This is a genomic window from Sinomonas sp. B1-1 (genome assembly GCF_050474465.1).
Lineage (GTDB): Bacteria > Actinomycetota > Actinomycetes > Actinomycetales > Micrococcaceae > Sinomonas > Sinomonas flava.
The window spans coordinates 302,275-314,742 of the sequence record NZ_JBCHVF010000001.1; the positions used below are offsets into that span (position 1 = coordinate 302,275).

Consider the following 12,468-nt stretch of genomic DNA (forward strand, 5'->3'; position numbering starts at 1 on the left):
GTGGAGTTCTGGCGCGAAGCGCTCGTCTTCCTCGGGGGCCTGTGGGCAGGGACGATCAACACGATCGTCGGTTCCGGCTCCCTCGTGACGTTCCCCATCCTCGTGGCCCTCGGCTACAGCCCCGTCAACTCGATCATCTCGAATGCGATGGGCCTCGTGGCCGGGGGCTTCTCGGGGGCGTACGGGTACCGGCGCGAGGCGGTGAGCGCGAAGCGGACGCTGCTGCGGCTCCTCCCGGCCTCCCTCGTGGGCGGCCTCGTGGGGGCGTTCCTGCTCCTGCACCTGCCCGAGACGGTCTTCGGCATCGTCGCACCGATCCTGATCGTGATCGCGATCTTCCTGGTCATCTTCCAGCCCCGCCTGTCGGCGTGGGCGAAGGCGAGGCAGTCGCTCGAGCACATCACGCCGGAGGAGGCGGACCACCAGAAGGTCCCCATGATCCTCTACGTGCTGACGTTCCTCATCGGGGTGTACGGCGGCTACTTCACGGCCGCGCAGGGCGTCCTGCTCATGGGCGTGCTCGGGATCTTCTTCCACGGCACCCTCCAGCAGTCGAACGCGATCAAGGTCGTCCTGAGCCTCGTCGTGAACCTGGTCGCGGCGGTCGCCTACCTGCTGTTCGCGTTCGACCGGATCAACTGGCTCGTCGTGCTGCTGATCGCGGTCGGCTCCACGATCGGCGGCTTCCTCGGCGCTGGCATCGGCCGGCGCATGAAGCCCGCGGTGCTGCGGGTCGTCATCGTGCTCCTCGGCGTGATGGCGCTGATCAACATGATCAGCAAGCTGGTCAACGGCTGAGCGCCGTCACGGTCGGAGCATCCATGGCAGAGTCTTCGCAGATCGTCCGGCTGGCCTCCGCGGACGACCCGCGCGTGGCCGACTACACCCAGCTCACCGACGTGCACCTGCGCAAGGTGCGCGAGCCCGCCGAGGGCCTCTACATCGCCGAATCGTCCCGGGTGCTGCGGAGGGCGCTCGCGGCGGGCCACCGGCCACGCTCGTTCTTCCTCGCCGAGAAATGGCTCGAGGGCCTCGCCGACGTCCTCGCGGAGCACCCGGACGTTCCCGCGTTCGTCGGCCCGCCCGAGCTCCTCGAGGAGATCACCGGCTTCCACCTGCACCGCGGCGCGATGGCCGCGATGCACCGGCCCGCCCCGGTGCCCGTCGCCGAGCTGCTCGCCGGCGCCCGTCGGGAACCGGGCGCCGATCCTGAGAGAGGACGTTCGACGATCGCGGTGCTTGAGAACCTGACCGATCACACGAACGTGGGCGCGGTCTTCCGCAGCGCCGCAGCGATCGGCGTCGACGCGGTGCTGGTCACGCCGCAGTGCGCCGATCCGCTCTACCGTCGCTCGATCCGCGTGTCGATGGGCACTGTGTTCCAGGTGCCGTGGACGCGCATCGAATCGTGGCCCGAGGACGTCGGGCTGCTGAAGGAGGCGGGCTACGTGGTGGCGGGGATGACGCTGGGGGAGGGCGCGATCACGCTCGACGAGCTGGTCGCGGAGGATCACGCGAACCTGGCCTTGGTCTTCGGCACCGAGGGCGAGGGCCTGACACCGGAGACGGATCGGGTGCTCGACCGGCGGGTCACGATCCCGATGATGAACGGCGTGGACTCGCTGAACGTCGCGGCGTCGTCGGCTGTTGCCTTCTACGCGACGCGGTCAGGCCAGCCAGCGCCACCAGCGTGACTGCTCCGGTTCCGGCGTCGGTTCCGGCTCCGGCTGTTCGCCCAAGGCCAGCGCGGCCTCGACGATGTCGTCCGCGGTGAGCGTCATGACAGCCTCACGATCGAGCGCGTCGAGACTCTGTCCCTCGTCGAGCGACAGCCGCAGTGCCTGACGGTTGAGCGCCTGCTCGAACAGCGTGCGTGCGAACCGTGCGTTGCCGGAGTCCTCGCTCGTGTGGAGCCCAGTGAGGATGCGGCGCAGCATCTGGTCCGCGCCCGGCTCCAGCGTGTACTCGTGCTGGGCCAGCATCTGGTGGAAGATCGTCTGGAGTTCGTCGACCGAGTAGTCGGGGAAGGTGATCTCGCGGGCGAAGCGGGAGCGCAGTCCGGGGTTCGAGAGCAGGAAGGACTCCATCAGTCGCGGATAGCCGGCCACGATCACGACCAGACGGTGGCGGTGGTCCTCCATCCGCTTGAGCAGGACTTCGATCGCCTCGGGGCCGAAGTCCGTGCGGCCGTCCTCCGGAGCCAGCGCGTAGGCCTCGTCGATGAACAGGACGCCGTCCAGCGCGCGCCGGATCACCCTGTCCGTCTTGATGGCCGTCGCACCGACGTACTGCCCCACGAGGCCCGAGCGGTCAACCTCGACCAGATGGCCTTTCTGCAGCAGACCGACCGCACGGTACATCTCGGCCAGGAGTCGCGCTACGGTGGTCTTTCCCGTGCCGGGGTTTCCAAGGAACACCAGATGCTGTGATGTGGCCACTTCCGGAAGGCCATGCGCCTTGCGGCGGGCCTGGACCTGGAGCAGGGCGACGAGGGCCCGGACCTGTTCCTTCACAGTCTCCAGTCCGACCAGCGCGTCGAGCTCGGCCTGCACCTCGGACAGGGGCCTGGCGGGCCCGGGCCTCGCACCGATGAGATCGCCAACCAGGTCGTCCACGCGCTCCGAACCGGGCAGCTTGAGCTGATCGGCCAGCCGGCCGATGGTTTCGCGCAGGTCGTCGAGCGGATGGCGGCTGGATGCCATGCATCCACTGTAGTCCTCAAGGGCTGCCGAGCTGGTAGCATTGACTGCTGGCCCTCCAATCGGGAGGGCGTTCACACCTGGCCTCTGGCAAAATCCAGAGGCATAAGCAAAGGGCCTATTGTGAAGTCTGATATCCACCCGTCGTACGAGTACGTGGTCTTCAACGACCTCGCCTCCGGCAAGAAGTTCCTCACGCGCTCCACGGTCTCCTCGGACAAGACCATCGAGTGGGAGGACGGCAAGACCTACCCCGTCATCGACGTCGAGGTCTCCTCCGAGTCGCACCCGTTCTACACGGGCAAGCAGCGCATCATGGACTCGGCTGGCCGTGTCGAGCGCTTCAACGCCCGCTTCAAGAACTTCGGCAAGAAGGCCTGACCCAGGCCCTGCCGCTCGAAGGCGCCGTCCCGCACCGGGGCGGCGCCTTCGCCGTCTCCGGACCACGCGGCCGGGTCGGGCCAGCCCGCGGGTCTAGGCTTGAGCCCGTGGGTGAACATCACGGCGAATACAAGGTCCCCGGGGGCAAGCTCGTGGTCGCGGACCTCGTGTCCGAGGACGGGGAGATCACCGCGGCCAGCATCAACGGGGACTTCTTCCTCGAACCGGACGAGGCCCTTGCTGACATCAACGGCGCACTCGTCGGCCTGTCGGTGCTCGCCCCGAACGCGACGATCAGTGCCGCCGTGGCCGACGCCGTGGGCCCGACCACGGTGATGTTCGGGTTCGACGCCGATGCCGTCGCCGTCGCCGTACGACGCGCCCTCGGCCACGCCACCACGTGGACCGACCACGAGTGGGAGATCATCCCGCCCAGCACCCTCTCCATTACCGACAACGTCGCGCTCGACGAGGTGCTCACCCGGGAGGTCGGCGAGGGACGGCGCAACCCGACACTGCGGCTGTGGGACTGGGACGAGCGCGCCGTGGTGATCGGCAGCTTCCAGTCCTACCGGAACGAGGTGGACCCGGACGGGGTCGCGCGTCACGGGGTCACGGTGGTCCGGCGGATCTCCGGCGGCGGCGCGATGTTCATGGAGGCCGGCAACTGCATCACCTATTCGCTGTACCTCCCGGCGTCCCTCGTCGACGGCCTCTCCTTCGCCGGCTCCTACCCGTTCCTCGACGCGTGGGTCATGGAGGCCCTCGCGTCCGTGGGCGTCAAGGCGTTCTACAAGCCCCTGAACGACATCGCGACCGAGGCCGGCAAGATCGGCGGGGCCGCGCAGAAGCGGCTCGCCAACGGCGGCCTGCTCCACCACGTGACCATGAGCTACGACATCGACGCCGAGAAGATGACCGAGGTCCTGCGAATCGGGCGCGAGAAGATTTCCGACAAGGGCATCGCGAGCGCCAAGAAGCGCGTGGACCCGCTCAAGCGCCAGACCGGCCTCGCCCGCGAGGACCTCTTCGAGGCCATGATGTCCACCTTCGAGGCGCGCTACGGCGCCCGGCGTGTGGCGCTGTCCGACCAGTCGCTCGCTGACGCGCGGGCCCTCGCGGAGCGCAAGTTCGCCACCCGCGAGTGGCTCCACCGGGTGCCGTGAGGTCCGTTCCGCATAACGCCCCCGCGCGCCCGTGACGCACAGCGTCACGCCGCACAGCAGGACAGGAGGCTGATGTCCTGGGTGAATGACTGGGCGGCGATCCTCAGCGCCTCGGCCATCGTCAGATAAGGAGCCCAGCGCTGGGCAAGGTCCGCGACGGTCGTGCCCGATTCGATGAGGTGGACCGCGGACGCGGCCATCTCGCCGGCCTCCCGCGCCACCGCGGTGACGCCGACGATCCGTCCCGTTCCGGCCTCGGCGACGATCTTCACGAATCCCCTCGTGTCGCGGTCCACGATGGCCCGCGGAACATGCTCAAGGGGCAGCACACGGCATTCGCAGGCGATGTCGGAGGCGTGGGCCTCCCGTTCGGTCATCCCGGCGACTGCCAGCGCGGGCGAGGTGAACGCCACGCGGGGCAGGGCGCGCACATCGAGGCGTCGTCCGGTGTCGGCGAGGGCGTTCTCGGCGGCCACCTCGCCCTGTGCTGCGGCGACGTAGACGAACTCGGGGCCGCCCGTCACGTCGCCCGCCGCCCAGACGCGGGGATTGGTGGTCCTCTGGCAGGCATCGACTCGGATCTGGCCCCCTTCGCCGACCTCGACGCCCATCCGGTCCAGGCCCAGCCGGTCCGTCACGGGCCTGCGGCCGGTCGCCACGAGCAGGCGCGCCGCGCTGAATCCGCGGCGCTGCCCGGCGACATCCGCCGTGACGATCACGCCCCCGTCCGGCTGCCGGGAGACGCCCACAGGAACTGCCCGCCGGACGGTTCGGACGCCCTCGTCCGCGAGGGCGTCCTCAAGCGCGCGTGACGCCTCGGGCTCCTCGTGCGAGACGAGGCGCGAGCGGGCGAGCACGGTCACCTCGGAGCCGAGGCGGGCGAAAAGCTGTGCCAGCTCGACGGCGACGTACCCGCCACCGAGCACGACCACCGATTCCGGCAGCTCGGTGAGCTCCATCGCGGTGGTCGAGGTCAGGTACTGGGCCTCCGCGAGCCCGGGGATCTCCGGCGTCCAGAGCGCCGAGCCGGTCGCGACGACGTAGTGCCGCCCCCGCACCACCGCCCGCTTCCCCCCGGCGAGCGCGACGTCGAGGACTGGATGCTCCGGCTCCCCGGAGAACGCCGCGTGGCCGGCGTAGAAGTCCCAGCCGTAGGCGTCAACGAGGTCCTCGTACTTCGAGGCGCGCATCCGGTCCACGAGCGCCCGCTTGCCTGCGACGAGGTCGTCCATAGCCACCGCGCCGTGTGAGCTGCTGATCCCCGGGAACCGCGCGGCGTCGGACGCAGCGTGGCGGGCCGCTGCGGCCGCGAGCAGCGCCTTCGACGGGATGCACCCGGTATTCGTGCACGTTCCGCCGAGCGTGCCCCGGTCGACGATCGCGACGCTGCCGCCGCGGCGCGACGCCGCTATGGCCGCTGCGAATCCGCCTCCGCCCGTCCCGATGACGACGAGGTCGTAGGGGTTCTCGTTCCCATCCATGGGACCAGCATTGACCTTCCCCTCCACGGGAAGGTCAACAGGCCGCACGGCGTTGTACGCGTCATGCGCATTTCGCAGGCGGCCCGAGCGGCCGGAACCACCCAGAAGGCCTTGCGCTACTACGAGTCCATCGGACTCCTCAGGGAGGTGGCACGCACGACGTCGGGCTACCGCGACTACACCGCGCAGGCGGTGGGCAGGGCAACGTTCGTCCGCCGCAGCCGCGACGCGGGACTCACGCTGGACCGCACTGCGCAGATCCTCGCCGCGTTCGACGCTGGCAGGGACGCGTGCGCGGCCGTCGAGGACGAGTTGTCCCGCGAGCTCGCGGACCTCGACCGGCGCATCGCCGAGCTCACGGCTCTACGAGCCGTCGTCGCGGCCCGGCGCGAGGCGGTCCGCGCGGCGGACCCAGCCGTGTGCGACCGCGGGCAGGTCTGCAGCTTCCTCTGAGGCCTGCCTGACATCGGGTCCGGCGGATCACCGCGTGCGCGAACCCTTCCGAGCCGGCGCGGATGAACGCCTCGTCGGCGCCGTCGGTCCTACGCTGCGGTTCCTCCTCAGCCGCGCCGCGAGCAGTACTGCGCGCTCAGTGATCGGTGCAGGTGGTCCCGCGCCTCGACGACGAGCCTGCGGAGCGCGGCAGGGGCGTGCTCGTTCTCGTCGAGCCACGTGTCGGTGCGTGTCAGCACCGGGTCCTCGTCGGGACGCTGGTCCACCGCGAGCACGGCGTCGGCAGGGAAGAGACCGCGCACAAGCCGGGTGGCGATCTCCTGTGAGCGGTCTGCCCACAGCCCGGTGAGGGAGGCGAAGTACCGCTCTGTGAAGTGCTGGCGGAGGGCCACCGGTCCCGCCATGAAGCCCTCGACCGTGGCGCTCAGCAGCTCGTTGGTGAGGCCCTCGCCCTCGACCGCCGCAGTCCAAGCCGCTTCCTTGACCTTCGGGTCTGGACGGGCCGCCATGGCGAGCGCATGGCCCACGCGCCCCTTGGCCGTGCGGTCGCTGCTGAGCTCGGCGTCGAGCTCCGCGGCTCCCGCCTGGCTCTGCGCGGCGAGCGACTGCCACAGCGGCCACCGCAGGTCCTGGTCGACGACGAGTCCAGGCACCTGCTCACTGCCGGTCAGGAGGCCGCGCACGACGCCGAGCTGGCCGCCCCCGTACCGGCTTCCGGCCGCGAGCGCACGCGCCCACGCGAGCTGCTGGTCCGAGCCCGGCGCGGCGGCATGGAGCTCGCGGGCCACTACGGCGAGGTACTTCTCGCGGAGCTCGTGCCGGCCCTCGCCGTGCGTGTACCGCTCGATCGCGGTGCGGGCGTTGTCCAGTACCGTCAGCTGCACCCCCACGGTCGTCTCCGCGCCGGCAAAGCGCTCGACGGCGCGCACGTACTCGCGCGCGGGAGCCTCGGCGTCGCGGGCGGCGTGCCACAGGGCCGTCCAGCACAGGGCGCGGGCCAAGGGGTCGTCGAGGTCGCCCAGCGACGCGCGCACCGTCTGCTCGGACGCAGGGTCCAGGCGAACCTTCGCGTAGGTGAGGTCCTCGTCATTGACCAGGACCAGCTCTGGGACCGGCTGGCCCACGAGCTCCGGCACCTCGGTGAGCGTACCGGTGACCTCGACGTCGGCCGACGCCGTGCGCACGAGGCGGCCCGCGGCGTCGTGCGCGTAGAGCCCCACCCGCAGCCGGTGGGGGCGCAGCGCCTCGCGCCCGGTCACGGGGTCCACAGCGGTCTGCCGGACGGCCACGCGGGCCAGCGTGTCGCCGTCGTGCTCCGCCACCGGCTCCAGGACACTCAGCCCGGACGTCTGCAGCCACCGCTCCGCCCACTCGCGCAGCGGGCGGCCCGAGGCCTCCTCGAGGGCCGCGAGCAGGTCCGTCAGGCTCGTGTTCCCGTAGGCGTGCGCCCGGAAGTACGAGCGGGCGGCGTCGAAGAAGACGTCCTCGCCCACGTAGGCGACGAGCTGCTTGAGGACCGAGGCTCCCTTCGCGTAGGTGATGCCGTCGAAGTTCTGCTCGGCGGCCTCGAGGTCCGGGATGTCGGCGACGATGGGATGGGTGGTGGGCAGCTGGTCCTGGACGTACGCCCACGCCTTGCGCCGGTTGGCGAAGTTCACCCACGCCGTCCGCCAGTCGGTGGCCCGGTCCACGGCGAAGGTCCCCATGAAGTCCGCGAACGACTCCTTGAGCCAGAGGTCGTCCCACCAGCGCATCGTCACGAGGTCGCCGAACCACATGTGCGCCATCTCGTGCAGGAGCGTGTTCGCCCGGGCCTCGTACTGGGAGTCAGCGGCGCGGGAGGTGAAGACGTACTGCTCGGTGAACGTCACGAGGCCGGGGTTCTCCATCGCCCCGAGGTTGTACTCGGGGACGAACGCCTGCTCGTACTTGCCCCAGGGGTATCCGGGCGTGAAGACGGAATGGTAGAAGTCGAGGCCGCGCTTGGTCAGGTCGAAGACGCGGTCCGCGTCGAAGCTGGCTGCGAGCGACGCGCGGCAGTAGGCCGCGAGCGGAATGGTGAGCCGCTCGCCGTCTCGCGTCGTGCCCTGCCATTCGTCAGTCGCGCGGTGGTAGGGACCGGCCAGGACGGCGGCGAGGTAGGTCGACATCCGCCCGGTGGGGGTGAAGTCCCAGCGCACGACGCCGACGTCCCCACCGGCCGCGTCGGCCCCCGCGAGGGCGCCGTTCGCGCTCACGTGCCACCCCTCGGGCGCGAGGACGCTGAAGGCGATGGTCGCCTTGAGGTCGGGCTGCTCGAAGTTCACGAAGTACCTGCGGGCGTCCGCGGGCTCGCACTGCGTGTAGAGGTATGTCTTCCCGTCCGCGGGGTCCGTGAACCGGTGGAGGCCCTCGCCGGAGCGCGAATAGCGGCCCAGCGCAGTCACCTCGAGCAGGTTCTCGGACTCCAGACCCGCCAGCCGGAGCCGCGCGCCGTCGTACACCATGGCCTCGTCGAGGAGGCGCCCGTTGAGCCGGACCTCGGTCACCGCCTCGCCCAGGAAGTCCGCGAATGTCTCCGCCCCCGGTTCGGCGCTGAAGCGGATGACGCTCGTGGTGCCGAACGACGTCGCGGAGGGGTCCTCCGCGTCGCTGACATCGAGCGTGACGTGGTACGAGTCGACCGAGATCACGCGGGCCCGGGCGGCGGCTTCCTCACGGCGCAGGTTCTGGGTGTGCACGCGGCCATTCAACCACGGTGCCCCGACACCCGACGGGCGTCCGGCGGGCCCCCGTTATGCGTCAGCGGGGGATAGGTGAAAAGCTGTCCCCTATGTCGGATCTCTTCGAGGACTACTCCGTCGCCGCCGCCCGTACTGGCGCGTACGACGAGATGTTCGCCCCAGACCAGGTGGCGCGCCCCAGCTACCGCCAGCTCGCGGAAGCGCTGGACGGTCTGGACCTGACCGACGTGAGCTCCCGCGCCGACTCGATGGCGCGGACCTTCCTGGACCGCGGCGTCACGTTCGACTTCGCCGGGGAGGAGCGGCCGTTCCCCCTGGACATCGTGCCGCGCGTCATCTCCGCCGCCGAATGGGCGGTGCTCGAGAAGGGGGTCGCGCAGCGGGTCAGGGCCCTCGAAGCGTTCCTCAACGACGTCTACTCCAAGATGGCGGTCGTGGCGGACGGCGTCGTGCCCCGCCGCCTCATCACCACGAGCCAGCACTTCCACCGCCAGGTCCACGGCTTCGAGCCGGCTGGCGGCGTGCGCGTGCACATCTCGGGCATCGACGTCGTGCGCGACGCCGCCGGGACGTTCCGCGTGCTCGAGGACAACGTGCGCGTGCCCTCCGGCGTGAGCTACGTCCTCGAGAACCGGCGCGCCATGGCGAAGGGCCTCCCCGAGGCGTTCAGCCAGCAGCCCATCCGCCCCGTCGAGGAGTACCCCCGCCGCCTCCTCTCGGCCCTCCGCAAGACCGCGCCCGCCGGCGTCGACGAGCCCACGGTCGTGGTGCTCACCCCGGGCGTCTTCAACTCGGCCTACTTCGAGCACACGCTCCTGGCCGGCCTCATGGGCGTCGAGCTGGTCGAGGGACGCGACCTCATCTGCCGCGGGAACCGGGTCTACATGCGCACGACGGCGGGCGAGCAGCGCGTCGACGTCATCTACAAGAGGATCGACGACGACTTCCTCGACCCCCTGCAGTTCCGCTCCGACTCCATGCTCGGCTGCCCCGGCCTGGTCAACGCGGCACGTGCCGGCGGCGTCACGATCGCGAACGCCGTAGGCAACGGCGTCGCGGACGACAAGCTCGTCTACTCGTACGTCCCCGACCTGATCCGGTACTACCTCGGAGAGGACCCCATCGTTGCCAACGTGGACACGTACCGGCTCGAGGAGGACGACGCCCGCGAGGAGGTCCTGGACCGGCTCGACGAGCTCGTGGTCAAGCCCGTCGACGGCTCCGGCGGCAAGGGCCTCGTGATCGGACCCGACGCGACGCGCGAGGAGCTCGACACCCTCCGCCGCCGAGTCATCGCCGACCCGCGCGGCTGGATCGCGCAGCCGGTCCTGCAGCTCTCCACGGTCCCGACCCTGTCCGGGGACAAGTTCGGGCCCAGGCACGTGGACCTGCGCCCCTTCGCCCTCAACGACGGCGACGACGTGTGGGTCCTCCCCGGGGGCCTCACCCGGGTGGCGCTCAAGGAGGGCTCCCTCATCGTCAACTCGAGCCAGGGCGGCGGGTCCAAGGACACCTGGGTGCTCGCGCAGTCGGCGGACGTCCCGGTGGAGGCCGAGCCACGCCACTCGATCAGCATCCGCGAGCGCACGAGCGTCTGGCCCGTAGAGAGCAACTGGCGCGACCGCCAGGCGGAGCAGCAGCAGCAGTGAGCGCGCCCGCCCAGGCGAGCCGTCGCCGTCGTCCGTCTGTCCCCCCAACGTCTGGAGGCCGACTTGCTCAGCCGCATCGCTGAATCCCTGTTCTGGATCGGCCGCTACGTGGAGCGCGCCGACGGGACCGCCCGCATCCTCGACGTGCACCTCGAGCGGCTCAACCACCTGCCGCCCTCCGAGCAGCACAGCGTCGCCCAGGAGCTGCTCGGCGTCATGGGTGCGCGCCCCGACAAGGAGGACTTCGGGCTCACCGAACTGCTGCACGCACTCGCGTACGACCGCTCGAACGCGACGTCGATCGCGGGGTCCCTCGGGGCCGCTCGCGAGAACGCGCGCCGGGCCCGCGAGACCGTGTCCTCGAGCCTGTGGGAGTGCCTCAACACGACCTACTACGGGCTGAGCCAGCACCGCAAGGATGTCGTGGGCACGTATAGATTCTGCAACTGGGTGCTCGAGCGCACCGCCATGGTGCGTGGCCTCGCGGACACGACGATGAGCCACGACGAGGGCTGGCTGTTCATGCTCCTGGGCCGCTCCCTCGAGCGGGCCGACATGACCGCGCGCATGCTCTCGACACGCGAGGTGCACACGGCGGGCATGTCGTGGGTGAACATGCTCCGCTGCGCGGGCGCGTACGAGTCCTTCCTCCGCACGCGCCGGGCTGCCTTCGACGAGCGGCACGCGGCGGAGTTCCTGCTCATGGACCGGCTCTTCCCGCGGTCGATCGTGTACGCGCTCCGCGACGCCGACGAGGCGCTGGCCAAGCTCGACCCGTCCGACACCCGGGTGGGCTTCATCAACGACGCGCGGAGGATCGTGGGCCAGGCCCGCACGTTCCTCGAGTTCCACCGGACGGACGACCTCATGGTCGAGCTCCCCGAGCACATGGAGCGGGTGCAGAAGGCGGTGGCCCAGACGTCCGACGCCGTCTCGCGCAAGTACTTCAACAAGGCCGACGAGCAGGCCTGGGTGGGAGAGGTTTCATGACCCGGCTGAGGATCCTGCACCGCACCGCGTACCGCTACAACCAGCGGGTCACGCTCTCATACAACGAGGCGCGCATGACGCCCCTGACCGAGCCGCAGCAGGTGGTGCTCGAATCGCAGGTGCGGGTGGCGCCGTCTCAGGCGGCCATCAGCTCCTACAAGGACTACTGGGGCAGCCGGGTCACGGCCTTCGACATGCAGATCCCGCACGAGTACCTCGAGGTCATCTCCTCGACCACCGTCGAGGTGCACCGGGTGGAGCGGGTCCCGGTGGAGGGCGACATCGTCTCGTGGGACCGGCTCCGCAGCGCCGAGATCGAGAACCAGTTCAGCGACTGGCTGCCCCAGTCGCGGCTTTCCGGCCCGGGGACCGAGGTGCTCGGGATCGTTCCCGGGCTCGTCGAGGGGCTCGACCCGAATCAGGCCGCCCACGCCGTGTTCGACTGGATGCGCGGCGAGATGCGGTACATGCCCGGGTCCACCGGTGTCACGACCGACGCCGAGCAGGCCTGGAACCAGCGTCAGGGCGTCTGCCAGGACCTGGCCCACCTCGCGATCGGATCGCTGCGCAGCCTCGGCATCCCGGCCCGCTACATCTCGGGGTACCTGCACCCGCGGTCGACGGCGGGCATCGGCGAGGCGGTCGCGGGCCAGTCGCACGCGTGGCTCGAGTGGTGGGACGGCGAGTGGCGCTCGTGGGACCCGACCAACCACAAGCCAGCAGGGGACTTCCATGTGACCGTGGCGCGCGGGCGGGACTACCGGGATGTGCCGCCGCTGAAGGGCATCCTGTCGGGCGGCGGCGGGTCGCACCTCGACGTCTCGGTGGAGATCACGCGCCTCGCCTGATTGCGGGGTCCCGTCCCACGCGTTGCGGGGTCCCATCCCGCCCCCTGTGGATAACTCCCACGGGCTGGCCGCGGTTCA

Annotated in this window: 11 protein-coding genes; 8 read left to right on the top strand and 3 right to left on the bottom strand. The window is 70.3% G+C overall.

The window, feature by feature from the left end:
- The gene (locus ACQ5BE_RS01400; RefSeq protein WP_344298053.1) at positions 1–798 is read left to right on the top strand and encodes a sulfite exporter TauE/SafE family protein; all 798 of its coding nucleotides are present in this window, start codon (positions 1–3) and stop codon (positions 796–798) included.
- Between the two features lie 23 nt (positions 799–821).
- Positions 822–1,694, top strand: a complete 873-nt coding sequence (locus tag ACQ5BE_RS01405; protein ID WP_430295167.1) for a TrmH family RNA methyltransferase — start codon at positions 822–824, stop codon at positions 1,692–1,694.
- Here ACQ5BE_RS01405 and ACQ5BE_RS01410 read toward each other — a convergent pair.
- A complete protein-coding gene (locus ACQ5BE_RS01410) occupies positions 1,668–2,702 on the bottom strand; it encodes an AAA family ATPase (protein ID WP_430295168.1) in 1,035 nt (344 codons plus the stop codon). The genes ACQ5BE_RS01405 and ACQ5BE_RS01410 overlap by 27 nt on opposite strands.
- Before the next feature lie 120 nt (positions 2,703–2,822).
- Here ACQ5BE_RS01410 and ACQ5BE_RS01415 point away from each other — a divergent pair, with 120 nt between their 5' ends.
- Both ACQ5BE_RS01415 and ACQ5BE_RS01420 read left to right on the top strand, forming a co-directional pair.
- Positions 2,823–3,080, top strand: a complete 258-nt coding sequence (locus tag ACQ5BE_RS01415) for a type B 50S ribosomal protein L31 (protein WP_208712510.1) — start codon at positions 2,823–2,825, stop codon at positions 3,078–3,080.
- A gap of 107 nt (positions 3,081–3,187) precedes the next feature.
- Positions 3,188–4,246, top strand: a complete 1,059-nt coding sequence (locus tag ACQ5BE_RS01420; RefSeq protein ID WP_430295169.1) for a lipoate--protein ligase family protein — start codon at positions 3,188–3,190, stop codon at positions 4,244–4,246.
- A gap of 44 nt (positions 4,247–4,290) precedes the next feature.
- On the opposite strand, the gene merA is transcribed toward ACQ5BE_RS01420, so the two are convergent.
- A complete protein-coding gene (merA, locus tag ACQ5BE_RS01425; protein ID WP_430295170.1) occupies positions 4,291–5,727 on the bottom strand; it encodes a mercury(II) reductase in 1,437 nt (478 codons plus the stop codon).
- A 63-nt stretch (positions 5,728–5,790) separates the two neighbouring features.
- Here merA and ACQ5BE_RS01430 point away from each other — a divergent pair, with 63 nt between their 5' ends.
- Positions 5,791–6,180, top strand: a complete 390-nt coding sequence (locus ACQ5BE_RS01430; protein WP_430295171.1) for a MerR family transcriptional regulator — start codon at positions 5,791–5,793, stop codon at positions 6,178–6,180.
- Positions 6,181–6,287: 107 nt separating this feature from the next.
- Here the strand turns inward: ACQ5BE_RS01430 and pepN are convergent, their stop codons facing one another.
- Positions 6,288–8,900 carry an aminopeptidase N gene (gene pepN, locus ACQ5BE_RS01435; RefSeq protein WP_430295172.1) on the bottom strand — a complete coding sequence of 871 codons (2,613 nt, stop codon included), beginning with the start codon at positions 8,898–8,900 and terminating at the stop codon, positions 6,288–6,290.
- A 92-nt stretch (positions 8,901–8,992) separates the two neighbouring features.
- Between pepN and ACQ5BE_RS01440 the strand changes: the two genes are divergently transcribed.
- The 3 genes from ACQ5BE_RS01440 (at position 8,993) to ACQ5BE_RS01450 (ending at position 12,390) form a co-directional block, all read left to right on the top strand.
- Positions 8,993–10,552, top strand: a complete 1,560-nt coding sequence (locus tag ACQ5BE_RS01440; protein ID WP_430295173.1) for a circularly permuted type 2 ATP-grasp protein — start codon at positions 8,993–8,995, stop codon at positions 10,550–10,552.
- Between the two features lie 63 nt (positions 10,553–10,615).
- Positions 10,616–11,542 (top strand): alpha-E domain-containing protein, encoded by a 927-nt coding sequence (locus ACQ5BE_RS01445; protein WP_413250828.1) that lies wholly within the window; start codon positions 10,616–10,618, stop codon positions 11,540–11,542.
- A complete protein-coding gene (locus tag ACQ5BE_RS01450) occupies positions 11,539–12,390 on the top strand; it encodes a transglutaminase family protein (protein ID WP_430295174.1) in 852 nt (283 codons plus the stop codon). The genes ACQ5BE_RS01445 and ACQ5BE_RS01450 overlap by 4 nt, the downstream gene beginning before the upstream one ends.
- The last annotated feature ends 78 nt before the right edge of the window (positions 12,391–12,468 follow it).

Excerpts from the sequence above, each read along its gene's own strand:
- ACQ5BE_RS01450 (WP_430295174.1), top strand. The coding sequence starts at position 11,539 with ATGACCCGGCTGAGGATCCTGCACCGCACCGCGTACCGCTACAACCAG.
- ACQ5BE_RS01430 (WP_430295171.1), top strand. The coding sequence starts at position 5,791 with ATGCGCATTTCGCAGGCGGCCCGAGCGGCCGGAACCACCCAGAAGGCC.
- merA (WP_430295170.1), bottom strand. The coding sequence starts at position 5,727 with ATGGATGGGAACGAGAACCCCTACGACCTCGTCGTCATCGGGACGGGC.
- ACQ5BE_RS01410 (WP_430295168.1), bottom strand. The coding sequence starts at position 2,702 with ATGGCATCCAGCCGCCATCCGCTCGACGACCTGCGCGAAACCATCGGC.
- ACQ5BE_RS01440 (WP_430295173.1), top strand. The coding sequence starts at position 8,993 with ATGTCGGATCTCTTCGAGGACTACTCCGTCGCCGCCGCCCGTACTGGC.
- ACQ5BE_RS01405 (WP_430295167.1), top strand. The coding sequence starts at position 822 with ATGGCAGAGTCTTCGCAGATCGTCCGGCTGGCCTCCGCGGACGACCCG.